Annotated in this window: 24 protein-coding genes; 15 read left to right on the forward strand and 9 right to left on the reverse strand. The window is 43.8% G+C overall.

Annotated elements, in window-relative coordinates:
• Positions 1-72: 72 nt before the first annotated feature.
• Positions 73-684, forward strand: coding sequence for a TetR/AcrR family transcriptional regulator (locus tag L0U88_RS10970; RefSeq protein WP_234866095.1), 612 nt, complete (start codon positions 73-75; stop codon positions 682-684).
• On the opposite strand, the gene L0U88_RS10975 is transcribed toward L0U88_RS10970, so the two are convergent.
• From L0U88_RS10975 to L0U88_RS10995, 5 genes are all read right to left on the reverse strand, one after another.
• The gene (locus tag L0U88_RS10975; protein WP_234866096.1) at positions 674-1,132 is read right to left on the reverse strand and encodes a hypothetical protein; all 459 of its coding nucleotides are present in this window, start codon (positions 1,130-1,132) and stop codon (positions 674-676) included. The two genes, L0U88_RS10970 and L0U88_RS10975, sit on opposite strands and share 11 nt — an antisense overlap.
• Entirely contained in the window at positions 1,129-1,656 is a 528-nt protein-coding gene (locus L0U88_RS10980) for a helix-turn-helix domain-containing protein (protein ID WP_234866097.1), read from the reverse strand. Before L0U88_RS10980 ends, L0U88_RS10975 begins: the two co-directional genes overlap by 4 nt.
• Before the next feature lie 7 nt (positions 1,657-1,663).
• Positions 1,664-2,242, reverse strand: a complete 579-nt coding sequence (locus tag L0U88_RS10985) for a hypothetical protein (protein ID WP_234866098.1) — start codon at positions 2,240-2,242, stop codon at positions 1,664-1,666.
• A gap of 124 nt (positions 2,243-2,366) precedes the next feature.
• A complete protein-coding gene (locus tag L0U88_RS10990) occupies positions 2,367-3,212 on the reverse strand; it encodes a hypothetical protein (RefSeq protein WP_234866099.1) in 846 nt (281 codons plus the stop codon).
• Positions 3,209-4,267 carry a hypothetical protein gene (locus L0U88_RS10995; RefSeq protein WP_234866100.1) on the reverse strand — a complete coding sequence of 353 codons (1,059 nt, stop codon included), beginning with the start codon at positions 4,265-4,267 and terminating at the stop codon, positions 3,209-3,211. The genes L0U88_RS10990 and L0U88_RS10995 overlap by 4 nt, the downstream gene beginning before the upstream one ends.
• Before the next feature lie 143 nt (positions 4,268-4,410).
• On the opposite strand from L0U88_RS10995, the gene thrS reads away from it, so the two are divergent.
• The 8 genes from thrS (at position 4,411) to L0U88_RS11035 (ending at position 16,540) form a co-directional block, all read left to right on the forward strand.
• Entirely contained in the window at positions 4,411-6,348 is a 1,938-nt protein-coding gene (gene thrS, locus L0U88_RS11000) for a threonine--tRNA ligase (RefSeq protein WP_234866101.1), read from the forward strand.
• 47 nt (positions 6,349-6,395) lie between these two features.
• Positions 6,396-6,986 (forward strand): translation initiation factor IF-3, encoded by a 591-nt coding sequence (gene infC, locus L0U88_RS11005; protein ID WP_234866102.1) that lies wholly within the window; start codon positions 6,396-6,398, stop codon positions 6,984-6,986.
• A gap of 114 nt (positions 6,987-7,100) precedes the next feature.
• Entirely contained in the window at positions 7,101-12,365 is a 5,265-nt protein-coding gene (locus tag L0U88_RS11010) for a S8 family serine peptidase (protein ID WP_234866103.1), read from the forward strand.
• A 53-nt stretch (positions 12,366-12,418) separates the two neighbouring features.
• Positions 12,419-12,679, forward strand: a complete 261-nt coding sequence (gene rpmI, locus L0U88_RS11015) for a 50S ribosomal protein L35 (protein WP_434801959.1) — start codon at positions 12,419-12,421, stop codon at positions 12,677-12,679.
• A gap of 35 nt (positions 12,680-12,714) precedes the next feature.
• Positions 12,715-13,059, forward strand: coding sequence for a 50S ribosomal protein L20 (rplT, locus tag L0U88_RS11020; RefSeq protein ID WP_150847143.1), 345 nt, complete (start codon positions 12,715-12,717; stop codon positions 13,057-13,059).
• Positions 13,060-13,191: 132 nt separating this feature from the next.
• Positions 13,192-14,586 (forward strand): type III PLP-dependent enzyme domain-containing protein, encoded by a 1,395-nt coding sequence (locus L0U88_RS11025; protein ID WP_234866104.1) that lies wholly within the window; start codon positions 13,192-13,194, stop codon positions 14,584-14,586.
• Between the two features lie 203 nt (positions 14,587-14,789).
• Complete coding sequence (locus L0U88_RS11030) at positions 14,790-15,656, forward strand: DUF6089 family protein (RefSeq protein WP_234866105.1); 867 nt, start codon at positions 14,790-14,792, stop codon at positions 15,654-15,656.
• Between the two features lie 2 nt (positions 15,657-15,658).
• Positions 15,659-16,540 (forward strand): TraB/GumN family protein, encoded by an 882-nt coding sequence (locus tag L0U88_RS11035; RefSeq protein WP_234866106.1) that lies wholly within the window; start codon positions 15,659-15,661, stop codon positions 16,538-16,540.
• Between the two features lie 81 nt (positions 16,541-16,621).
• Here L0U88_RS11035 and L0U88_RS11040 read toward each other — a convergent pair whose 3' ends face one another.
• Entirely contained in the window at positions 16,622-17,041 is a 420-nt protein-coding gene (locus L0U88_RS11040; RefSeq protein ID WP_234866107.1) for a nucleoside-diphosphate kinase, read from the reverse strand.
• Between the two features lie 58 nt (positions 17,042-17,099).
• Here L0U88_RS11040 and L0U88_RS11045 point away from each other — a divergent pair, with 58 nt between their 5' ends.
• Both L0U88_RS11045 and L0U88_RS11050 read left to right on the forward strand, forming a co-directional pair.
• Positions 17,100-18,113 (forward strand): DHH family phosphoesterase, encoded by a 1,014-nt coding sequence (locus tag L0U88_RS11045; protein ID WP_234866108.1) that lies wholly within the window; start codon positions 17,100-17,102, stop codon positions 18,111-18,113.
• A gap of 3 nt (positions 18,114-18,116) precedes the next feature.
• The gene (locus L0U88_RS11050; protein WP_234866109.1) at positions 18,117-19,022 is read left to right on the forward strand and encodes an FKBP-type peptidyl-prolyl cis-trans isomerase; all 906 of its coding nucleotides are present in this window, start codon (positions 18,117-18,119) and stop codon (positions 19,020-19,022) included.
• Between the two features lie 141 nt (positions 19,023-19,163).
• Here the strand turns inward: L0U88_RS11050 and folP are convergent, their stop codons facing one another.
• Complete coding sequence (gene folP / locus L0U88_RS11055; RefSeq protein WP_234866110.1) at positions 19,164-19,994, reverse strand: dihydropteroate synthase; 831 nt, start codon at positions 19,992-19,994, stop codon at positions 19,164-19,166.
• A 31-nt stretch (positions 19,995-20,025) separates the two neighbouring features.
• On the opposite strand from folP, the gene L0U88_RS11060 reads away from it, so the two are divergent.
• From L0U88_RS11060 to L0U88_RS11070, 3 genes are read left to right on the forward strand one after another with little or no spacing between them, the layout of a single operon-like run.
• Complete coding sequence (locus L0U88_RS11060; protein ID WP_234866111.1) at positions 20,026-20,592, forward strand: DUF1599 domain-containing protein; 567 nt, start codon at positions 20,026-20,028, stop codon at positions 20,590-20,592.
• A 6-nt stretch (positions 20,593-20,598) separates the two neighbouring features.
• Positions 20,599-21,684, forward strand: coding sequence for a BT_3928 family protein (locus L0U88_RS11065; protein ID WP_234866112.1), 1,086 nt, complete (start codon positions 20,599-20,601; stop codon positions 21,682-21,684).
• A 17-nt stretch (positions 21,685-21,701) separates the two neighbouring features.
• A complete protein-coding gene (locus L0U88_RS11070; protein WP_234866113.1) occupies positions 21,702-22,805 on the forward strand; it encodes an ABC transporter permease in 1,104 nt (367 codons plus the stop codon).
• A 2-nt stretch (positions 22,806-22,807) separates the two neighbouring features.
• Here L0U88_RS11070 and L0U88_RS11075 read toward each other — a convergent pair whose 3' ends face one another.
• Both L0U88_RS11075 and recF read right to left on the reverse strand, forming a co-directional pair.
• A complete protein-coding gene (locus tag L0U88_RS11075) occupies positions 22,808-23,089 on the reverse strand; it encodes a DciA family protein (protein WP_234866114.1) in 282 nt (93 codons plus the stop codon).
• 415 nt (positions 23,090-23,504) lie between these two features.
• Complete coding sequence (gene recF / locus L0U88_RS11080) at positions 23,505-24,593, reverse strand: DNA replication/repair protein RecF (RefSeq protein WP_234866115.1); 1,089 nt, start codon at positions 24,591-24,593, stop codon at positions 23,505-23,507.
• Between the two features lie 79 nt (positions 24,594-24,672).
• Here recF and pdhA point away from each other — a divergent pair, with 79 nt between their 5' ends.
• Positions 24,673-25,668, forward strand: a complete 996-nt coding sequence (pdhA, locus tag L0U88_RS11085; protein ID WP_234866116.1) for a pyruvate dehydrogenase (acetyl-transferring) E1 component subunit alpha — start codon at positions 24,673-24,675, stop codon at positions 25,666-25,668.
• Positions 25,669-25,683 lie beyond the last annotated feature (15 nt).

The raw sequence follows: 25,683 nt of genomic DNA on the forward strand, positions 1-25,683 counted from the left end.
TGTTCTGCTTTGGATAAACCGGGAGGGTATAAGTTTTTTGTAGATTTGTAACAGATCGAAAATCGACTCAAAATGTCAAATGGTCAAACAAATAGTACGGAACTGGATCCAATTCGAAAAGATATCCTGCATGGAGCAAGGGAGCTTTTCATTCATTTTGGATTCAAAAAAACCACCATGGAAGACATTGCCAAAAAGATCGGTAAATCCAAAAGTTCCCTTTACTATTATTTCAAAACCAAGGAGGATATTTTTGAGGCAATGGCCCTGGAGGATATGGAACAGCAACACCAGAATGCCGTTTCCAGTATGAACCAGTATGAAACGGTGCAGGATCGGTTTCGTTCTTTTGTGGTTTCCCTTTTACGTCATCTGATTGAAAACAACCAGCAATATTCCGTATTCAAAGCTGAAGTGATGGAAAATCCTTTCCTGATTGTCAATATCACTGAAAAGCGCAATGCCTATATGGAGAGTTTCCTGAAAGACCTCGTGCTTTATGGTATCCGTAGAGGAGAGATTCGTGAACTCACGCATGAAGAGATTGACATCTGGGCCAAAGCCATCAATGTTTCCTTAAAAGGAATTGGTTCCCGGCTTTTCCTCGGTAACGATCAGGAACTCTTCAAAGACCACCTGGGATTTATTGCGGATTCTTTGTTTACAGGAATTACTATTCGATAAAGTTTTTTTTGCTAATTGCTTCAGGCTTGGTATTGGAACTTGGCAAAAAGATAATTGGAAGTATAGCATTAGTTAAATAGGTGCCATTAAATTCCGAGTACATTATTCCCCTAATCGTAGAGATAGACATTGTTTTTATTAATATATCTAATTCTTTAGGGAAGGTTATGCTTGATTCTTCTGTTTTATCAAGTATATCAGCAAAATCATCAACTTGGAATTGGCATTCTACTAGAATAGATCCTAATAAAATATCTCTGTTTTTATTAGGATGAATTTTAACTTCTGTTTGACTTACAATTAATTTTGCTTCTTTTTGAAGATTAGTTTTTCCATTAATGATAAAATGAAAATCTTCTTGATCGAAATCTTTATCAGGCTTTGGATTCATTGATTTCGATAATAGATTTATTGATTTGAATCTGATTTTAATATCCTTACTTTTCATTTTGAATCAGAGATTTTAATCACGGAGAAATTAAAACTATCAGCTTCTTCGAATTCACTTGAACTAGGTTTTAGGAGGTTTATCATTTTCTCAGTAACTGCTTTTTGTTTTAACGTAGAAAATTCTGATGTTATTGAAATATTTGAATATGGTAGAGTTATAATCCTTAGCATTTGATCAGCTTCTGTATTATTAGGAATATTTTGAACATTCTCTATGATTTTATTGTCTTCCTTATTATAGTTATAATCTGGAAAAGTAATTAACTCGGTGTCTAATGCCTCTGATATTTTAGCAATTGTTTCAAGTGACAGGTTTTCCTTTCCTTTAACAACTTTACTTATATATTGAGGTGACACGTTAATGATGGTAGCCAATTTTTTTTGACTAAAATTTTCTTTGTTTTCAAGAGCTGCAAGTATTCTTCTTGCAATATTACTTGAATATGAATGCCATTTACGGTTTTTCAATCGATATTCAGCATCTTTAATCCAGTTACTTTTTTTCCCTTTAACAAGCTTCATATTAATACTATTGATTATTTAAATAATCTATTAAGGAATCTTTATCAATAATGTTTTCTTGCTTTAAAAACTTTTTTAGGCTATTGAGTTTATTAATTTCATATTCAAAATTTGGGCCATCCATTTTTTGAGATAATTTGATTGCTCCTCCAGTTATAATAAATATCCCGTCTTCAAGCTCGATTGCATATAACCTTATCATAGGTTTTAGAACATTCGCTTTACCTTTTCGGAAATTTTCATTTGTAAAATTTAAGGAGTATATGTTCTCATGCAGCGGTACAAAAACATCAGATAATGAACTATGTTGGTAACCAGGTAGCTGATTAACTATCGAGTATAGTTCTAATTCAATGCTGTAAATTTCATCCAATACTTTTTCAATTGCTTTATCAATTGTAATTCCTTCCCAAAAGGGAGTATTTAATAGGTCTTGATTTTTTTTAAAAAACTCATATAAATATTCGGTGTTTGTGAAATCTTCTAAGAGTTTACTAAATACATCAATATCTTTTTTACCTTTTTTTTCATTAATAGCCCAAAGAAATTCTCGATCTTTCTTTCTAAAAATACAGGAAATTTTCATATTATCAACTTATAGGTTGATTTAAGATTCGGTTTTATTTAAAATCATTAATTTTCAACGATTTATAGAAGTTGAATTTAATTAATTATTTTTTAATATTCATTTTATTCTGCTTAAAAGCTACCTATCGCTCCCGTACCCGAAACCTGACCGCTGCATTTTTTTTATCCGAAGCAGATAAGCGTACTTCATACTTATCCCGCCCTGAACTTACTGTCATCAATGCCGTATTAGGAGGTATGCTGCCTAAATTATCTGCATACATAATGAGTTCGTACACTTCTCCCGCAACCGCTTTCACGGTTACGCTCAGGGCCTGGTTGGTGAGTCGCTGCTGATACAGCAACAACCGGTCGTTCAGAAAAATCGTTACCGTATCGTTGTCAATTTCCGCATTGTCGTATAGGTCAATTTTTATAGTCGGGCTATCCAGCACCAGTGTCTGCACCAGTTCTGTTGTACGCTGCTTTACTTTCAGCAGGCTTTGCTGGTTCACGAGTTGGGAAGAATCGGTTAGGGAGGTCGGAAAATCAGGCTGAAATTCTTTATATAAGGTGATTTTACCAGCGGGACAAGGTCTTTTGCTTTCCGCTTCAACTCCTGTCCAGCTTCCAGATAAAGCATCCCTGGTCTGCTCTTTTGTATAGACCAATTCATAAATTTTCGTGCATACTACACAATCGTAGGGTATCTGGACTTCCAGCAGTTGATCTTCTTTCAGGATCAGTTTTTTATCGGTTGCATTATAGGTTCCTTTAAAATGATGTTTGACAAAACGGGTTTTGTCATAGTAATCAAATGCATATCCCTCAACGTTTGTTCCGCTGCTGATTAACTGGATTTCCAGTTTATAAACTGGAAAACAGCCTCCCGGTTCCTGGGTAAGCGAACCTCTCCAGATCCCATTCAGGTCCTGTGCACCAGATACCAGGTACAGCAGCATTCCTGCCATCATGAACAGCACTTTCATTCGCGCTGGAATTTAAACACGACCATCGCATTTTTCTGCTCCGTAGATGTAATCCGAACCTCATACTGCCTGGTGCCTGCTTTTACAATCATGAGCGAGGTGTTGGGTGGAATCTCACCCAGGTTTTCTGCTACCATCACCAGTTCCACATAATCGTTCTCCTGCTCCAGGTCTATTTCCACTACAATGGGAGAAAGGGATAACATTTCACGGGATACCACCTGGCGGTTATTCAGGTACACAGATACCGTATCCCTATCTATAGTGCCATTGTCGTACAGGCTAATTGAAATTTTTCGGGTAGTTACGGTAAAGGTTTTCACTATTTCATTTGCCCGTTCCTTAAGCACCGGAGGCACCACTACTGGAGCTGCCGGCTTCCTGATTTCTTCCTGCGGCAATGGAGCAGGTAGAGGTTCAGGCGTTTTTTCTTTCTCAATCTTTGGTGTTGGTTTTACCGGTGGCTTTACCGGTTTTGCAGGTTGAGTTGGCGACTTTTGAACTGGTGGCCTGGATGGTGGAGCTTCATTTATTCGAATATTTTCTTCTCCCTTTGGCTTTTTTTGACGTTCCGCCAGGAAAGGTTCCAGGTAAAAATCAGAGGTAGGTACTTTTCTCAGGAATACCGTGCCTCGTCCGCAATCGGATGAGTCGCGGGTGTTCATACTTACATAGGTGCCTTCCAAAAATTCTTCATTCCCATTCCGGGTATATTGCAGGAAACAGGTCATGATACAGGCATCGTTTCCCTGCCGCATCCGGACATCCACAATCTTCAACTCCTCCAGGTAAACTTTTTTAGTTCCGGTATGAATGGAACCCCTGGCATCGGCCTTACCATAAAATTCAGTGGTTTTATAAGAGTAGGTTACTCCCTTGAAGTTTTTACCCTCCTGCAGTAACTGTACTTCAAACCGATACCGGTCTTCCAGGTTGAGCAATTGTAAGGATCGGTTATTCTGACGGAAATGTCCCCGCCAGACACCGCTGATATCCTGTGCGCTTCCAACCTGAGCCGTAATTATCCAAACCAAGAACGTAAAAATCAATCTCATGAATTCCTGTTAGTCGTTCAATTTAAGAAAAAAGGGTCCTCAATTATATACCGCTCAACCAGTTATTGTGGCAATAGTTCGTTAATTTTGCACTCCTTTCAACTCGTTCGTAGGAGTTGCAAAGTTAAAACACTGTACAACCAATGATCAAAATTCATTTTCCGGATGGAGCCCAACGCGAATATGCCCCCGGTACTTCTTCACTTGATATCGCCAAATCCATTAGCGAAGGCCTGGCCCGTAAAATTCTGGCTGCCAGCGTAAACGGGCAGGTGTGGGACCTGAATCGCCCTATTTACCAGGATGCCACTATTAAATTTCTTTCCTGGGAAGAAAAAGATGCAAAAAGTACCTTCTGGCATTCTACTGCTCACCTCATGGCTGAAGCGATCGAAGATCGTTTTCCCGGGGTTAAATTCTGGGTGGGACCTCCCGTTGAGAACGGATTTTACTATGATATTGATTTAGGAGGCAGGCCGCTTCATGAAGAGGATCTGAAGGTGATTGAATCCAAAATGAAAGAGCTGGCCAAACAAAACAATCCGTTCCTCCGGAAGGAAATTTCAAAGGCCGATGCGATCGCCTATTTCGAAGAGAAAGGAGACGAATACAAACTTGACCTGCTGCAAAACCTGCAGGATGGTGAGATTACCTTCTATACCCAGGGAGCATTTACGGATCTCTGTCGAGGACCTCATATCCCGCACACCGGCTTGATCAAAGCAGTGAAACTTACCAATATTGCAGGGGCTTACTGGAAAGGAGATGAGAAAAACAAAATGCTTACCCGCGTTTATGGTGTAAGTTTCCCCAGTCAGAAAGAGTTGGATGAATACCTGGCGATGCTGGAAGAAGCTAAAAAACGTGATCACCGCAAACTTGGTAAAGAGCTTGGCATCTACACTATGGACGATGATGTTGGTCAGGGATTGATCATGTGGATGCCCAACGGTACCATCATCATTGAAGAGCTGGAAAAACTGGCCAAAGAAACAGAAGAAGCAGCTGGTTACCATCGGGTAGTTACTCCGCATATCGCTAAAGAAAGCATGTACCTCACCAGTGGTCACCTGCCGTATTATGCCGATAGCATGTATCCGCCAATGGAACTTGAAGGAGAGAAATATTACCTGCGCGCGATGAACTGTCCGCATCACCACAAAATTTTTGCAGCGGAGCCAAAGAGTTATCGCGACTTACCCTACCGCATAGCCGAATATGGAACCGTATACCGGTATGAGCAAAGTGGTGAATTATTTGGATTGATGCGGGTACGTTGCCTGCATATGAACGATGCACACATCTATTGCACCAAGGAGCAGTTCGAATCGGAATTCCGCGCGGTGAATGAAATGTATCTGAAGTATTTTAAGATTTTCGGAATTGATAAATACATCATGCGACTCAGTTTGCATTCTCCTGAAAAGCTGGGTAAGAAATATGTAAATGAACCGGAACTCTGGAAAGAGACCGAAACAATGGTTCGGCAGGTACTCATTGAATCCGGAATTCCTTTTGTAGAAGTCCAGGATGAAGCGGCTTTTTACGGCCCCAAAATAGATGTTCAGATATATAGTGTAATCGGTCGTGAGTTTACCCTTGCTACCAACCAGGTTGATTTTTCACAGGGCCGCTCCTTCAAACTGAGCTATACCACAGCTGATAACAATCACGATACTCCATTGATTATTCACCGTGCTCCGCTTGGCACCCATGAGCGGTTTATTGGCTTCCTGCTGGAGCACTATGCAGGTAAACTGCCAGTATGGCTGAGCCCGCAACAGGTAAAAATCCTGCCAATTAGTGATAAGTTCATGGACTTTGCCCAAACGGTTAAAAATCAGTTGAAGGCAGCGGGGGTACGAGTATCTATTGATGACAGAAACGAGAAAATCGGAAAAAAGATCCGAGACACTGAACTTCAAAGGGTACCTTACATGTTAGTTGTAGGTGAGAAAGAAGTGAGTGAAGGCAAGGTTTCCATTCGCAGACAGGGCAAGGGAGACGCCGGCACGATGAGTATTGAAGAATTTGTAACCGTTATTACACGGGAAATTAAGGAACGGAGTAGCGGAGATTAAAAAATGATTTAATTTCGGGAAGTAAATTGTTTAACCAAATAAAGTAAATGGCATTTCCACCCAGGCCTCCCAGGGGGGCTTTTAATCCCAGGTTCAAAAAAGAACAGCAGCAGGAACACAGAACCAACCAGATGATTCGTGTACCACAGGTCCGACTGGTTGGGGATAATGTAGAAGTAGGTATTTATTCCATCCAGGAAGCACAGCGAATGGCCCAGGATCAGGGACTTGATCTGGTGGAGATTTCCCCCCAGGCAGATCCTCCGGTTTGTAAGATTATTGACTACAATAAATTCCTTTACGAGAAGAAAAAGAAGGAAAAGGAAATGAAGGCGAAAGCCAAGCAGAGTGAAGTGAAGGAGATCCGTTTTACTCCTAATACGGATGACCATGACTTCAATTTCAAGGCTAAACACGCTGAAGAATTCCTCAAAGAAGGGAATAAGGTAAAAGCTTATGTGCAATTCCGGGGAAGAGCGATCCAGTTTAAAGACCGTGGAGAATTATTGCTCCTGAAGTTTGCGGAACGACTGTCCGAATTCGGTGTGCTGGAAGGGATGCCCAAGATGGAAGGAAAGCGGATGCTTGCTATTTGGGCACCAAAAAGTCAGAAAAAGAAAAAAGAAGGCGGCGAATAATTGCCTCCAGATAAGATACAACAGCCCGCATTTGCGGGCTTTTGTCGTTAAAATCCTTCCACATACATACGAAAATGTCGAATTAGGGGTTATATTTAAGAAGATATCTTTTATATGCCTAAACCCCTGCTGTTAGTCAGGGTACTGTTTTTACTGCTCAGCTGTCATTCGACAACCTGGGCTCAGCACCCGGCTCCAGGCACCCAAACCGTACTGTTCAAAGATCCGTTGGCCAACCAGTTTTTTGCCTCGGCTCCTCCATCGGCTGCCCTTTGGAAAAATCTTCATGCTAATTCCAGTAAGCAAACCTTTTTTCTCAGATTTCAGGATATACCAACACCGGAAAAGAAAAAACACCTCGCCTCAAAAGGGATCGAATTGCTGGAATATGTACCAGGCAAGACCTACCTGGCCAGACTGAATCAGCCTGTTACAGAATCGGAGCTCAGGGCATTTGGTATAAACGGTCTCTTTATGTTGCCGACCAGCCTGAAACTGGAGTCCGGCTATTCAAAGCAGGCAACGCTTCAAAACAACCAGTCAAAAACCAACTGGCATATTTGGTTTACCGAAGGAATGGATTCAGCAGCTGCTGTCCGCCAGATCGTATCTCTACTGGGGAAAGACGCGCCCACAACCGGAGAAATCCGACAGTTATACAACCGAATGCTGGAGATGAAATTGAATGGCCCCGCCCTTGAAAAATTAATGGCCGAACCCTTTACCCTGTATGCATTGCCAGCACCAGAACTTTTTGAGCTAAATCTGATTGGTACAGAATCTCATTTCGGGAACCTGCTTCACCTGGGCGCAAATGGCTTGCCCGGATTAACAGGAAAAGGTGTAACCATAGGAATTGGCGATGGGGGCCGAATCTACCATATAGATCATAACTTTTATGAGGAAGGGCAACTGTATAACGGTAATACACATGCGACGCATGTGGCCGGAACGATGGCAGGAAAGGGACATATTAATCCGGTTATGCGTGGTTATGCTTTTGATGCGGAGCTCGAGGTTGATTATTTCAATACGATTATTTTTCAAACCCCCCGGCTCTACCAGGAGAAACGGATGGTCATTACGAATAATTCCTATGGTGCAGGAAGTTCCTGTTTGCCTTATTCAGGACAATACTCGGGTTACTGCGGGCAGGCCGATCAGCAACTGCTCGATATGCCAAACCTGATGCATGTGTTCGCGGCAGGAAATGCAGGAACGCTTCAGTGTGGGAATTTTCCCGTTAGCTACCGCACCATAGACAATGCATTTCAGGCTGCCAAAAATGTACTGACTGTAGGTGGTACCAACGACAATGGTTCAGTAAATGTATATTCCAAAGGGCCTACCCTCGATGGCAGGATCAAGCCCGAAATCGTGGCTGTAAGTACCAGTGTCTTATCTACCACCAGCAACAATAACTACGGCCGGCTGGATGGAACCAGCATGGCTTGTCCCCAGGTTTCGGGCGGATTAGCATTGCTCTATGAACGTTATCGCCAACTCTTTAATGGAGCAGATCCGGAGGGTGCGCTCATGAAGGCCCTGATTTGCAATACCGCCACAGATCTTGGAACACCTTATGTTGATTTTGCCAATGGCTTTGGCTGGCTGAATACCTACAAAGCGTTGGAGACGATGAATAAAAAGCAGTGGTTTTCCGGAGCAGTTAATCACCAACAGGAGCAGGTTATGGAAATTCAGCTGGACCAGGAAGTCACTGATTTTCGAATCATGTTATACTGGCATGATCGCCCCGCATCTTTTTATACTGCCAAAGCACTGGTGAACGACCTTGATATTACGGTTGAATTACCAGACGGATCCATATATGATCCATTTATCCTGGATACCAGCGCTGCAGGAGTCCTGGCACAGGCAACAAGGGGAAAAGATCGGTTGAATAATATTGAGCAGGTAGTGATTGATCGAGCGCTTCCCGGCAGATACCGGGTGAGAGTAAAAGGCTTTGAAGTTCCTTTTGGTCCTCAGCTATATAAAATCGTATACAATTGGGAAGAACCAGGTTTCGAACTCTTACAGCCGGCCGGAGGAGAATTGTTTAAACATGGAGAGCGCCGTGTAATACAATGGCGGTTTCCAGGGCATGAGAACGACGAATATAGTTTTTCCTTTTCGCTGAATAATGGCATTAGCTGGACGCCCATAACCAGCGGCGTATCTCAACCGGGCTGGAGGTCCTGGACTGTTCCTTCCAGTACCAACACTTCAGTATTGGTAAAACTAACCCATGTTGCCAGCGGACTGGAACGTATTTCGGCCCCTTTCCGCATCCTACCAGAAATCAATTTTACAGTTTCGAGTACCTGTGAATCCAGGGGCCTGTTGCGGTGGACCAAACTCGCTGGAATCGATTCATTCGCGGTTCTCATGTATAATGGAAAAAAAATGGAAAGGATCGGGATAACTTCGGATACCAGTTACCAGGTGGATGGATTAAGAAATGGGAAACCCTATTGGTTCACGGTTCAACCGATTTTGAACGGACTTTTTGGTGAGCGCGCCATCGCGAAAAGGCTGCTGACTGGCGCTGGGATTTGTTCAGGTACAGGAACCAATGGGGACCTGTCTGTAACTGTGCAACAAGCCTTCCTGGTAAGCAGGGCTCCATCGGTTAAAGATTCATTGGATCCTCTTACAGTAGTGGTTCGTAATGAAGGTAGCCTGGCTATCAGCGATACTGTATTCCTGCTCCTCTATAAAAACGAGAATCTGCTGGAAACGGATACCATCGTAAGGAAATGGAATCCGGCGCAGCCGTTTACCTGGACTTCCCGCTTAAGACCCATTGGAGTTCCGGGAGAATCGGCCAATCTAAGGTTAATCTTAAAGGCTGCAGGCGATATTAATCCGACAAATGATACTGCCGCCATAAATTGGCGGTACCTTACTACTGAACCTTTAACACTCCCATTTGAAGAAAATCTGGAGAATATTTCAGATACCAGCATCTATTCTCCCGGATACCCTGGCCTTGCTGGTTTGACAGCTTGGGATGCAGGAATAACGGCAGCTTCTTTGAAATTAGATACCCGCCGGAATCAGGGGTTATTTATTAGTAGTAAAATTGAAGGTCAAATACTGCAACTAATTGGTAATTATAACTTTGAAAATTATTCAGTTGCAGATGACATTCGAATGTTTCTGGATATTCCTGACTTTGGCCAGTTAAAAATGGATTGTTTTATAAGGGGAAATGATACTTCCTCCTGGCTGGGCGTTGCACTGCTGGATCCGATGACCCAGCAACCGGTCATTGACTATCTGAATATTAGCGAAGTATTGGCCAGACACGGTCAGGAATTCAGTTCCAGTTTTCAAATACGTTTCAGGTTTATTCATTCCAGTTACCAGCAACAATTGCAGGTGCTTAAGAAGCTTCGCTTCTTTAAAGTTTCAGAAGACATCAAGCTGGTTTATTTTGCTTATCAAAAGCAAAATGTTACCGATGGCGATTCTGTGCTCAGCTATCTCTGGGCAAGGAACAACAGGCAATCTCCCAGTGCATCGGTAGCATTCGGTATTGAAACTCCCGATGGTAAACGGCAATTGCTGAGGGTGCCATCCATTCCAGCAGGTGACACCGCTATTGTAAGTTTCCGGATCCCTGTATTGAACTGGCCTGATGCGGTAGCGCCTGTTAAAGCCTGGATAGATGCAGAAGGAGATGAATATTCCGCTGATGACAGCTTAAGTGCAACCTGGGCTTATGCCCGAAAGGTTGATCAATTTCCCTATCTCGAGGGCTTTGAGCAGGGAAAATCGGGCTGGGGGTCAACTTTCCTGTATGAACATTCTTCCCGATTAACGGAATCCATCGCTCCTTTTAAGGCGGCGAATGGAAAAGCTTTCTGGGGTACCCAATGGATTGCTTCCATTCAGGGCATCGGTTTTATAGTTCCATCAGGATATCTGGTGAGCCCGGTTTTTGACCTGAGTGGCCTGCAACAACCCTATTTATCTGCATCCGTTAATAAGCAATTATGTGAAGGCAGAGATTCTGTTTTCTTTGAATATTCAGTTGATACCGGTCGCACCTGGATTCGACTACTGGAACAACCCGATCAATTACAATGGTATAACAACCCGGCAAAATCAGCCTGGACGGATTGTGATCCGGTTGGTAGCAATCAATGGAGATTGATCACTACCTCCTTGCCAAACAACCTGGGCAGGGTCCAATTCCGATTGCTATCACTGGCCAGAAATGGGTTTTCAAATGTAATGCCAAGAACTCCTGGTGGATTCTTACTAGATGATTTTCATATCTATAATAGGAATTATCCTTCTTTTATAGGTAGTTCCAGTGGACTGTTGAATCTATCGGTAAGGGATTCCGGTTTTACTCCTGCGCTTAGTTCCAATCAATTGTTGGCGGAGCTGAAGCCAGAGCAGGGGGCAGCCGGGTATGTACAAATTCGCTTTGCCCAGTTGGAAGGAGCGTCCGAGCTATTCGGCAATCCGGTTCTTCCATATAACTGGTCTCTTCAAACAGGAAACAGTACACTTGCTCAAAATGGCAGGGTGCGCCTGTATGTTTCGGATGATAAGATCCAGTCCTGGTTAAATACCAATCCCTGTGATACCTGTTCAAGGAGCTTAAGTGCGTATGACCTGTCTGTTTTCCGCTACGCGGGACCTGTATCAACTGTTAATCAGCGCTTGTCTGATAATGTGGAAGGGTATGAAACGGTATGGGATCCGGAAGGTTTCGATCTCGTTCCATATGACAAAGGTTATTACCTGGAGCTTCCTGCCGGATTATACGGAGAGTTTTATATTGGCCTAAATACCCGGTTGGCGGTGCTGGATTTTATGGCAGTTCGTTCCGGTAAAGACCGGGAGGCGCGGCTGGACTGGTCAATAGCAAACTGGAACGGGTTAATTCGTTTGGAATTGGAACGCTCCACTAGTTCCGATAGAGGATTTGAAACTCTATACACCAGGGATTTGAATGCAGGCAGTCCGCTTACTGGTACCTATACAGACCCAGAACTTTTGGTGCCTGAAACTTATTATTACCGTTTGAAACTTACTTATGCAAACGGAACCGTGCGTTATTCCGCAATTCGGATCGTTCAGTTTGAGTCGGCGTTGAATGTACAGGTATATCCGAATCCCGGTCCGGGTGATCAAATGAAATTGAAGGTGGACCGGTTGGATGGTGCTCAGGTCCAGCTTGAATTAACCGATATCGCGGGAAAACGCCTGGCTGTTAAGCAAAACAGTATAGTCGCAGGATCGAATTGGATCAGCCTGGCACCCCTAACCTGGGGGCTTCCAGCCGGAGTTTATGTGTTGAGGGTAAGTACCGGACAACAAAAAAAGACATTGCGGTTGGTTATTTCGGGAAACTGATTTACCTTTGCGCTCCCTTAGGGGCATCATGGCAACATGGTGGTATTGCCCAAATGGCTCACAAAGTTCCCACCAGTGTGGGGCGCCAGCAGGGCGTAACTTTTTTAGTTATCAAAATGCCAAAGGTAAAAACCAATTCAAGCGCGAAGAAGCGCTTCAAGGTGACAGCTTCCGGACAGATCACTCACCAGAAATCTCACAAGCGTCACATCCTCACCAAGAAATCCAAAAAACGGAAAAGAGCTATGCGCAAAGACGGCGTTGTTGCAGCACCCAATTTATTCTTTGTTCAACGCCTGCTGGGTCTTAAATAATTTTATTTAATCACCAAATTTAAACTCATTAGCATATGCCTCGTTCAGTAAACGCAGTAGCTTCAAGAGCACGCAGAAAAAGGATTCTTGACCAAGCCAAAGGATACTATGGCAAACGTAAGAATGTTTATACAGTAGCCAAAAACCTGGTTGAAAAAGGGATGACCTACAGTTATGTAGGCCGTAAATTGAAGAAGCGTGAATACCGCGCTCTTTGGATTGCCCGTATCAACGCAGCAGTACGTGAAGAAGGTCTGACTTATTCCGTATTCATTCACAAACTGAATGAAAAAGGAATTACACTGGATCGTAAAGTATTGGCTGACCTGGCAATGAACAACCCTGAGTCGTTCAAGGCCCTGGTTGCTTCTGTAAAATAAGGTATCAGGATATACTCCGCAAGAATTAGCCGGTTCCTTTTGGAGCCGGTTTTTTTATTTCCCATTTATTCATGATTTTCTTATAGGTTTGTGCCTTATATGTATCACCCAATTAATCACGTTTTCCGCTAGATGAACAATACCTACTTCGACCTGGTAGATCAAACCTTCAATTTCCCCCAGGAAGGTTTCGAGGTAAAAGACGGTTACCTCCAATTCAATGGCCTTAATGTGAAAGCACTGATCGATAAGTATGGAACACCCCTGAAGTTGTCCTACTTACCGAAAATTGGCATGCAGATCAACAAAGCCAAGCAGATGTTCGCTAATGCTTTCAAAAAGCATAAGTATGAAGGGGAATATTTTTATTGCTATTGTACCAAGAGTTCCCACTTTTCCTTTGTGGTGGAAGAAGCACTCAAGCATAATATCCACCTGGAAACATCTTATGCGTATGATATCGAGATCATTAAAAAACTCTACGCCAGAAAGAAAATCAATAAGGAAACCTTTATCATCTGTAATGGGTTCAAACAGAAGACGTATACCAAACGGATTGCCGGTTTGATCAACAGCGGATTTAAAAATGTAATTCCTGTACTGGATAACGTAAACGAACTGGAAGACTACCGTAAATCGGTTCGTGCACCATTTAAACTCGGGATCCGGGTAGCTGCAGAAGAAGAACCCAATTTCCCCTTTTATACATCCCGGTTAGGTATCAGGGCAAAAGATATCCTGGAATTTTATGTCGACCAGATCGAAGGCTACGAAAATAAATTCCAGCTGAAGATGTTGCATATCTTCCTGAATAAGGGTATTAAAGACGATATCTATTACTGGTCAGAATTGAATAAGGTAATCAACCTCTATTGCCAGCTGAAAAAAATCTGCCCTGAACTGGACAGCATAAATATCGGTGGCGGCTTCCCAATCAAACATTCGTTGGGATTTGATTACGATTACCAGTTCATGATTAATGAAATTGTAAGTAATATCAAGTCTGCCTGTAAAAAGGCGAAAGTGCCCATGCCGAATATTTACACCGAATTTGGAAGTTATACGGTAGGGGAGAGTATGGCACATATCTATTCGGTTATAGCCCAGAAAACCCAGAACGATCGGGAGATCTGGTACATGATTGATTCTTCTTTCATAACTACACTACCCGATACCTGGGGTATTGGTGAACGATTCCTGCTGCTGCCTATCAATAAATGGGATGAGGAATACCAGCGAGTCGTACTGGGAGGTATTACCTGCGATTCGCATGATTATTACGATTCAGAAGAACACATCAACGAAGTGTTTCTTCCCAAGGTAGGAACAGGGGAACCGCTTTATCTCGGCTTCTTCCATACAGGTGCCTACCAGGACCAGATCAGTGGTTATGGCGGTATCAAACATTGCATGATTCCATCGCCCAAGCATATCATTGTGGGCCACGACAAAAATGGAAAACTGGTGGATTGGGTGTATGCCAAAGAACAGTCTGCTCAGAGCATGCTGAAAATACTTGGGTATTGAGTATCCGTTGCGAAATAGTTAAAGGACCTTTTCAAAAGGTCCTTTTTTTATAACTGGTAAGTATATACGATTAGTTAAGCTGAATAAAAATCACGGAATTGTAGCCAACGGTTAGCAGGGAGAGTCCCAGTATACTAAAGTCCCGTGTTTTAACGCTTAGAGCTTGGCTCAAAACTTGCTACTTTTAGTTTATAACCGACTTTATGCGAAATTTTCTGATGGCCTTTCTGGCTTTTCTACCTGTATCGCTGATGGCGCAAGGCTGGCAACTGGTAGGTTTTGGTGGAGTAGCCAATTACCAGGGTGATCTGCAGGACCGGCGATTTACCACCCAACAGGCCCAGATTGCACTCGGAATGGGCATACAATATGATATTAACAAATATTTTTCGGTTCGGGGGATGGCCAATTATGGCCGAATAAGTGCCGATGACCGATTTAATAAAGATGCCGGTTTGCGAAACCGGAACCTGAATTTTAAAAGTCAGATCCTGGAAGGAAGTATTCAGGCGATATTTCGGTTTATGGATCTGGAAACAAAAAAATGGTCGCCCTACCTGGTTGCCGGCGTGGGTGTATTTGGATTTGATCCCTATACACATGATACTCTTGGAAACAAATTTTACCTCCAGCCATTGGGTACGGAAGGGCAAGGGCTGGCTGCTTATCCTGAGAGAGAATTTTATAAACGGGTTCAACTGGTAATTCCATTCGGCGGTGGTGTGATGTTAAGAGTTAATGACCGGATCACCCTTGGCTATGAGGTAGGCCTGCGTAAAACGTTTACAGACTATCTGGATGATGTAAGTACCACTTATGCTGATCCGGATCAATTGCTGGCAGCCAGGGGACCGCTTGCCGTTGAACTAGCATATCGTGGTGATGAACTAAAAAATGGAAGTGCCAATCCAAACTATCCTACGGGCTCCGTTCGTGGCGGACCTGAATTTAAAGACTGGTATTATTTCCAGGGAATCACTGTAAATTTCAGGTTGGGAAGTGGAGGCCGCTCCGGATATAATGGAAAATCCATGGGACGGCAACTCGATTGTCCGCGTAATATTTACTAAATATGAAGCTTCGTTTGTTCTTTAGCGTTATCTCAGCGTTGATCCTGAACCTGTCCGTATCTGCCCAACAACCCAAAACCTTATTATGGCAGGTCAGTGGAAACGGATTAAGCAAGCCGTCTTTTGTATTTGGTACCATGCACTTGCTTTGTTCGGCGGAAGAGATGATGAGTGATAGCCTGTTGTCGGCACTGTCCAGATCAGAGCAGGTGTTTTTCGAAATTGATATGGATAACCCGGGCGAAATGCTGGGTGTTTTCAAGTTCATCCGGATGAAGGATAACAAAAAGATTGGTGACCTGCTTAGTCCGGATGAATACCAGCGGGTTAAAAACTATTTCTCCAATAACAAAACAGTGTTGCCACTTAGCATGATGGAGCGCTTCAAGCCTTATTTTGTGGCTGCCATGCTAAGTGAAGCCAAAATGCCCTGTGGGACCAAAACAGGTATGGAGGAACTTATCCTTAAACAGGCAAAGAAAGAAGGAAAACCAATCAGCGGGTTGGAAACGATTGAATTTCAGGCCAGCGTTTTTGATAGTATTCCATATGACGAACAAGCAAAAGAACTACTGAAAGCGATTGATGAAGAAGCTAAACAGGACAGTTTTACCAACAGGATGGCAGCTATCTATTTAGCTCAGGACCTCGACCAGATTGAACAGTTAACCCTGGATGAGGAGGGAGGAGTAAGTTCCTATCTCGAACTCTTTTTATATGGTAGAAACGCTAATTGGATCCCGGCAATGGAGGCAGCCATGAAAAAGCAACCTGCTTTGTTTGCCGTAGGCGCGGCACACCTGCCGGGAGATAAAGGAGTACTGAGCCTGTTGAAAAAAGCCGGTTATACAGTTGTGCCGGTGCCGAATCCTGTACGGAATTAGCTATTTACCTACAAAAAAAGCCTCCCAAAGGGAGGCCTGTATTTTTTCACGTCTCACGTCTCACGTCTCACGTCTCACATCTTACTTCACTTCTTCCAGCCCACTAAAGAAAAATGCACCTTCAATTGCTGCATTTTCATCGCTGTCACTTCCATGAATGGCATTCTCACCAAGGGAAGTGGCGAACAATTTACGGATGGTACCTTCGTCTGCCTTCGCAGGATCAGTTGCTCCGATAAGGGTGCGGAACGCCGAAACAGCATTTTCTTTTTCAAGAATTGCGGCAATGATCGGGCCACTGCTCATGAACTCAACCAGTTCACCGTAGAAAGGACGCGCTTTGTGTACAGCATAAAATTCACCTGCTTTTTCAGCACTCAGCTTAGTCATTTTCAGGGCCACTACACGGTATCCTTCCTTGATGATACGGTCCAGGATAGCACCGGCATGACCATTTTTCATAGCATCCGGCTTGATCATCGTAAATGTTCTGTTACTCATATATACTTGCTCTTTGGGGCGCAAAGGTAGCTAATTTTACCTACATTTGCCCGGCTTTATGCTACCAATACATCATATTTATCCGAAACTGGCAACACCTGCCAGGGTTGTTATCACCACGCATCAGAAACCAGACCCCGACGCAATGGGCTCTTCTCTAGCCTTGTCGCAGGTATTAAAAGCATTGGGGCATCAGGTTACTGTTATTTCCCCCACCAATTGGGCTGCTTTTCTGGATTGGATGCCTGGTACCGAGGACGTACTTAATTATGAAATAACCCGTGAAAAATCGGCCCGAATAATAGCAGAAGCGAATTGGATATTCTGCCTGGACTTCAATACACTGATCCGCACAAAACACCTGGTTCCGGTGGTGGAAGCAGCAACGGCTACCAAGGTGTTGATTGATCATCACCAGCAACCTGCGGTAGAAAGTTTTGATTTTGGCATCAGCGATATTTCAAAAAGCAGCACCTGTGAAATGATTTATGATTTCATTCTGGAAGCACAGCTGCAGACCTATCTAAATGTTGATGTGGCAGCCTGTCTGTATGCCGGCTTGATTGGTGACACCGGCTCCTTCCGTTTCCCTGCTGCCTCCGTGAGTGTACATAAAATGGCTGCCAGATTGAAGGAAACCGGGCTTAATCATACGGTTATTCACGAAAACCTGTATGATAATTTCATGGAAAACCGCCTTCGGTTTATTGGTCATGTACTGACCAATCGAATGGAAGTTTTTTATGAATACAATACCGCATTGATATATGTTCCGAAAAACGACCTGTTGCGCTATGACATTAAAACAGGAGATACGGAAGGATTGGTTAACTATCCGCTGTCCATCGGCGGAATCAAAATGGCGGCTATCTGTATTGATCGGGATGAAGAAAGAAAATGGAGCTTCAGAAGCAAGGGTAATGTAGATGTCAATACCTTTGCACGTCGCTTTTTTGAAGGGGGAGGTCATTTTAATGCCGCCGGCGGTAGAAGCAGCGCAACGCTGGAAGAAACCGTAAAGACCTTCAGACAGGTGGTTAAAGAAAACGCATCAGAATTTCAACTGATATAAAAAATGACAAAAACGCTTCTATTCTCAACAGCAATTGCTGCCTCTTTATTTGCAGCCTGTGGTAGTACCGACTACAGCAAAACTCCCAGCGGTATAACGTATAAGATTGTGGAAAAAGGCAGCGGTCCGCAGGTAAAAATCGGCCAGTTCCTCCAGGTTCATTATACGCAAAAAATCAATGACTCAACCCTTATGACTTCTGAAGGCGGTATGCCCGTTTTCACAAGGGTAGATAGTGTTGGCCCCGTTTATAATGCGGCAGAAGTATTTCGTTTCCTTCACAAAGGAGACAGTGTGGTCGTTGTTCAGGATGTTGACAGCCTCATGAAACAAAACCCCATGTTGCCCCCCTTTATGAAAAAGGGTGATAAGCTTTACCTGCATTTGCGTGTTGCAGATGTACTGGACAATGAACAGCAGGTGCAGGCTATCCAGGACAAAGAAATGGCCGGACAAAAAGACCGCGATCAGGCAATCGTAGATGAGTACATCAAGAAAAATAACATTTCTGCCAATAAAATTGGAAAAGGTACCTATGTAAAAATTGATGAAGCAGGTTCTGGTGCAAAAGCGGATTCCGGAAAATATGTATCTGTTAAATACCGCGGAAAATTGTTGCTGACCGGTAAGGAATTCGAATCCACTATGGAACCAGGGAAGGATCCAATTACGTTCCCATTGGGAGTAGGCCAGGTGATTCCAGGCTGGGATGAAGGTATCCGCCAGTTTTCAAAAGGAGGAAAAGGAACCCTTTACATACCAGGATTCCTTTCCTATGGTTCTCGTCCGGGTCCTGGTGGACAACCCAATGAAGCACTGATGTTCGACATTGAAGTGGTAGATGTACATGATACCATGCCTCAGCCAAAGCAAAATCCAATGATGCCGCCGGTTGATGGTAAACAATAGTGAAATTTAGTTGTTATATAACTTTCACACACATGAGAAAAGCCTTCGTTAAAAACGGGGGCTTTTTTTGTGAAAGGTGAGATGTGAGATGTGAAAGAGTGAAAAGTGAAAGGTGAAAGGTGAAAGTTGCAGTCTGATTTTTTATGAATCTGTAAGTTTTGTGAGAAGACGGATGGCTTCAACGGCGGGTTTGGGATCGTGGACGCGAAGAATGGTAGCGCCTTTTTGCAGTGCAACCGTATTGAGCACAGTGGTCCCATTCAGGGCTTCGTCGGCAGTTATGCCAAGGGTTTTAGTGATCATTGATTTACGGGAGAGACCTGCCAGCAAAGGAAGTTCAAATACCTGCAGTTCCTGCATTCTGTTCAATAATTGAAAATTGTGTTCACGCGTTTTAGCGAAACCAAAACCGGGGTCCAGGATCAGATCTTTAATTCCCGCTGCTCTGCAGGCCGCGATCCGTTGACTAAAAAAATCAGTTATTTCCAGCAGTAGATCATCATAATTAGCCAGCGATTGCATGGTTTGAGGACTGCCCTTCATGTGCATTCCGATATATGGAAGACCGCTTTTAGCCACTACAGGAATCATTTCATTATCCAGCATACCAAAACTGATATCATTGATCAGGTGTACTCCTGCTTCATAAGCCTGTTGTGCAACGGAAGCGTGAAAGGTATCCACTGAAAAATAGGCCTGGGGAAAATGTTCTGTGAGGGTAGGTAAAACTGGAGCCAGTCTTGCCCATTCTTCATCGGCCGTTAAATAGTTACTACCTGGTCGAGTACTCTGTGCCCCAATATCCAATATAACTGCACCAGCTGTCAATAATTGTTCTGCTTTAAACAATACAGCATCCAGCTGAGCGGATCGGCTGCCGGCATAGAAGGAATCCGGTGTAAGATTAATGATGCCCATTACAACAGGCTGATCCAATACCAGTAAACGTCCTCGGCAATTCAGGGTATACATGCTCGTGAATCCTTATTTTTGAACGATAAAGATGAACATTTTATTCGAACCCATGTCCAATACAACAGCACAGTACAACGAAGTGATCGGGGAATGCAAAGCGATATTTATTCATAAAACCCGTGACTACGGTACTTCCTGGCGGGTTTACCGTCCGATTTCCGTTGTGGACCAGATTTTCATAAAGGCCAAACGGATTCGCACCATCCAGGAAAATAAAAAACAACTGGTAGGCGATAGCATCCAGTCGGAATTTATGGGGATACTGAACTATGCTGTAATCGGGCTTATGCAATTGCAACTGGCCGGAGATCCGGAAGAAAATCTGGCTGCTGAAAGAGTAACTGAACTTTACGATGACCAGGTAAATCGGGCGCGTTCCCTTATGGCACAAAAGAATCACGATTATGGAGAAGCCTGGAGAGATATGAGTCAGGAAAGTTTTACGGATCTTATCCTGGCCAAATTGATGCGGATCCGGCAGATTCTGGCAAACGACGGACAAACCATTATCAGCGAAGGCATTGATGCCAATTATCTCGATATCTTCAATTATGCAGCATTTGCACTGATCCTTTTAAAGGAAGGAAAACACTAAGAAATTATGAAACTCATCTTAACAATTACCCGATATATTGTCGGACTCCTTTTTATATTTTCCGGACTCGTAAAAGCCAATGATCCACTCGGGCTAAGTTATAAAATGCAGGAGTTTTTTGAAGTATGGGGGCTGCATCAGTTGAATGATTTCACGCTGGCCTTTTCCGTATTAATGATCGCTTTTGAGATCATCGCCGGGGTAGCAGTCATTATCGGTTGGCAGATGCGGTTATTCAGCTGGTTACTTTTATTATTGATCATTTTCTTTACCTTCTTAACCGGATACGCACTCTTCTCCGGAAAGATCAAAACCTGTGGCTGTTTTGGCGATTGCATCCCGCTGACAGCAGATCAATCCTTTATTAAAGACCTACTGCTGCTGGGGCTTATTTTATTGCTTTTTGTAAACAGGAACCGGATTATCACGGCGATGAGTACTCGAAATTCAATCATCGCATTAGCCGTCACCACTATTTTCAGTTTTGGCCTGCAATGGTATGTCTTGAATTATCTTCCGATTGTGGATTGTCTACCCTATAAAAAAGGCGCCCGCATTGAAGAACAGATGAAAATACCGGCAGGTGCCATTCCTGATAGTACGGTCATAACGTTTGTTTACAATAAAGGAGGAAAGGAAGTCGAATTTACAGCAGACCAGTTTCCGGATGATTTTGATGAGTCCGTTTATAGTTTTGTGCGCAGATATGATAAACTGGTACGGAAAGGTAATGCAGAACCGAAAATAAAGGACTTTGTACTGCTTGCGCCCAGCGGGGCTGATACTACCAGCGCCATTATCAATCAACCAGGTGAAATGTACTGGCTGTTTATTCAGGCATTGAATGAAACCGATAAACCCGCTATACTTGAACAATTGATTACATTGAAGAAGGATACGGAAAAGACGGGTAAACCAGTATATGTGATCACATCCCTTGCGGGAGAGGTTGAGCCCTTGCTTGCTACCGTGGAAACACCGGTTTTACTGCTTCGCTGCGATGCTGTGGCAGTGAAAACAGCCGCCCGTTATCCGGTAACACTGTATGTTTTACAGGATGGAGTTGTAAAGAAGAAGAGGGCTGTGAAGTGAGAATGGAAGATGGAGGAATGGAAGAAGGGAGACTGGAGACAGAGGAGACAGGAGACAAGAAATGGGAGATGTTCAGATACATAATACATAAAATGCTTTATGGGGTTGCGGTGCTGCTGGGAGTAGTAGTGTTGGTCTTTTTCCTGTTCCAGGGATTCGGAGATCCTTCGCGTCTTGTAATGGGGCAAAGAGCCGATCAGGCTACCCAGGAAAATATACGCCGTGATCTGTACCTGGATCAACCCAAATGGAAACAATTCCTGGGATACCTGAATGATGTTTCTCCAATCGGATTACATACAGAGGAGGAAATTCAGCGGAAGAAGCTGAAAGGAGTTTTCCTGGATATCGGATCCCGCCAACTTGGCTTGAAACGACCTTACTTGCGTACCTCTTACCAGAGCAGGAGAGAAGTTGGCACTATCATAGCGGAAGCTTTGCCAGGCACCCTGATGCTGGCAGTTGCTGCCATGTTTTTTGCAACAGCGGCAGGAATTTCCCTGGGTGTCTTAGCTGCTCTAAAAAAAGGTACCTGGCTCGATACTACCACAATTTTTACCAGCATTCTGGGAATTTCAGCACCGTCTTTTTTCATGGCCATCGCTATAGCCTATTTATTTGGTTTTGTCTGGAGCCAATATACCGGCCTTCATATGACCGGTTCCTGGTTTGACCTGGATACCGAAAGCGGTAAGCCATATTTAAGTCTGGCAAACCTCATACTTCCAGCACTAACACTTGGTATTCGTCCGTTGGCAATTATCGCCCAGCTAACCAGGGCCTCTTTACTGGATGTTCTGGAAGCGGACTTTATTCGTACTGCCCGTGCAAAGGGACTTTCCGAAAGAAAAATAATCTGGAAGCATGGCCTGCGCAACGCTTTGAATCCTGTTTTAACAGCTATCACCGGCTGGTTCGCGGAATTACTTGCCGGAGCCTTTTTTGTTGAATACATTTTCGGGTGGAAAGGATTGGGAAAACTGACGGTGGATGCCCTTGAAAAACTCGATTTTCCCGTTGTAATGGGGGCAGTATTGGTATCCGCTGCTTTTTTTGTATTAGTGAATATCCTCGCAGATCTGCTGTATGGATGGGTGGACCCAAGAGCCCGTATCACCTGACTTTATTGAATGATCACTTCCTTAATGATCTTTTCTCCCAAGGCTTCATTCACCCGGTTGATGATATGTTCTTTTTGAAACAGTAATTCCTGTTTGAGTGGCGCTACCGAGGTGCTGATATAAAGCTTGTCGCCATAGATTTTAATACTTTCTGTATACCGCGCTACCGTTTTGCCCATGATCTGTTCCCACACATCCGTTATCTGCAACGCCTGCACAGAACCTTTTAAACGGCTCTTCTGCAAAAACTGCTGAATAGCTTCTCCCAATGAAAATTCACCCATGGAGCAAAGATAGGTTTCGAACCGATTCGGCAAGCGGAATAACCCATTCAGCTAAATATGTAAAATTTACACAATTCAACTAGTTGTTGATGCAACTAATAGTGAACATGTCGCATCTTTGTGCTGTTATTGGTCCCGTTTTTATATCCAAACCTCGGAAGTAAGAAGTAGGAGCTGTGAATTTAGAAGTAGGAAATATTATTTCTGGTTAGTGGCAGAAGGGTTTGGCAGGGAGGGAATGGTAGGTGAAAAGTGAAACGTCAGATGTGAGACGGTGAGATCCCTCCTGTTGCCAAACAAATTGTGGAAAACCAAATTCCTGATTCCCGATTCCAAATGGAAAATCCGTACCCAATTTTTTTACCTTGATGCAAGGTGTTTTTTCATTTCCGGCCAGAAATTCAGAATTACTGCACTATTCAGTACACCGAATTTCCTGAAACCCTGTACCCAACCGGTCAAAACTTTCCCTTAAGCGTTCGGAATGGGTATCCGTTACAAATACCTGACCATCGTTTGCCAGGCATACCTCCTGTAAAAGGTTGTGCATCCGTTCTGCATCCAGTTTTTCAAATACATCATCCAGCAGCAGGAGTGGGGCAAATCCCTTTTTCTCCTTCAATAACTGAAACTCTGCCAGTTTCAGGGAAAAGAGCAGGCTTTTACGTTGTCCCTGAGAGGCAGTTTGTCGGAAAGGCTGGTCGCCCAGCAACATGAGGATATCATCGCGATGAATACCGGCCTGGGTTCTGCCACTGGTAAGATCCCGCTGGCGGTTCATTTTCAGCAGCTCCGCCATTGAGCCTGCCTGAAGCGGGCTCTCATATTTTAAATTTAGCGCATACCGGTTGCTGGCAATGGAGCCATATCGTTCTATGGACCGGTTTAGCAAATCAGTGCAGTAGTAGCTTCTCTTTTCAAATACATACTGAGCCGGCTGAACCAATTGCTGGTCCAGGATTTCCAGTAATTCGGGCTGTTGTCGGCCTGATTCCAGCTGTTGTTTTAAGAGGCTGTTACGTTGCTGCAGCACTTTATTGTATTTCATGAGTTCCTGCAGATAAACAGCGTCGACCTGTGACAAAAGGGCATCCAGAAATCTCCTCCTCTCTTCACTGCCTTCCAGTATGATTTGAACATCATCGGGGGCAATGAAAACAGCCGGAAACTGACCAATATGATCAGATAAGCGATCATAGGGCTGCCCGTCTATTGAAAAGGTTTTCTTCCCGGTTTCCCGGATCACACCCGTTACCTCGATGGTTTTACCATCGCGAATGAATTTTCCCGCTACTCGTATTCCCTGGGCACCGTGCAGTACAAGATTGGCATCAGAACGCTGAAAATAGCTCTTGGTAAAACAAAGAAAATAGATGGCATCCAACAGGTTGGTCTTACCAATCCCGTTTCTTCCACTGATCGCAATGATACGATCCTGGAAGGCCCATTGTGCCATTCCATAGTTTTTAAACTGATAGACCGATATGGATTCCAGCTGCAGCAAGATGGATGCAATATTACACCCTTTAACTACTTGGTTAGCTGAATTTTCCCTTATCTTTGCCCGTCTCAAAACTTAACAAGTGGCAACAAAATTTTCAAAGGAGACCTATCTCTACTGGTATGAGCTGATGCAGCTGATCCGCCAGTTTGAACTGAAGGCTGAAGAGAAATACAAAATGGAAGGAAAAATCCGCGGTTTCTTCCATGCTTATGTTGGGCAGGAAGCAATTGCTGCCGGATGTATGACCGCTACAAAGGCTGAAGACGCCTTCATCACCGCTTATCGTGATCATGGTCTGGCACTTGCAAAAGGCATCAGTGCAAAAGCGTGTATGGCCGAACTCTATGGGAAAGCCACTGGTTGTGCCAAAGGAAAAGGTGGTTCCATGCACTTCTTTGGTATTAAGGAACGCTTTTTCGGCGGACATGGTATTGTTGGAGCACAGATCGGTACCGGTGCTGGTATCGCTTTCGCTGAAAAGTACAAAGGAACAGACGCTGTTTGCCTGACTTTCTTCGGGGATGGTGCTGCCCGCCAGGGTATCCTGCATGAAACTTTTAACCTGGCCATGCTTTGGAAAATCCCGGTGATTTTCATCTGTGAAAACAATAATTATGCGATGGGTACCTCTGTTGAGCGTACATCCAACGTACATGATATCTACAAACTGGCGGATGCCTACGAAATGCCGGCTGATTCTATCGACGGTATGAGTCCGGAAGCGGTACACGAAAGTGTTGCCAGAGCGGTTAAGCGTGCCCGTGAAGGTGACGGTCCAACGCTGATCGAAATCAAAACATACCGTTACAAAGGCCATTCAATCTCTGACCCACAGAAATACCGCACTAAGGAAGAAGTGGAAGAATACAAACAGAGAGATCCGATTGAAATGGTGAAAAAAACACTGCTTGACAACAAATTCGCCACTGCAGAAGAAATTGCTGCAATTGATAAACGCGTTGAACAGGAAGTGGAAGAGTCAGTAAAATTTGCTGAAGAAAGTCCCTGGCCTGACGACAGTGAGGTGTTGAAAGACATTTATGTGGATCAGAATTATCCTTATATCGTAGACTAACAGAATACAAATAAA

The sequence above is a fragment of the Flavihumibacter fluminis genome (genome assembly GCF_021491375.1).
Lineage (GTDB): Bacteria > Bacteroidota > Bacteroidia > Chitinophagales > Chitinophagaceae > Flavihumibacter > Flavihumibacter fluminis.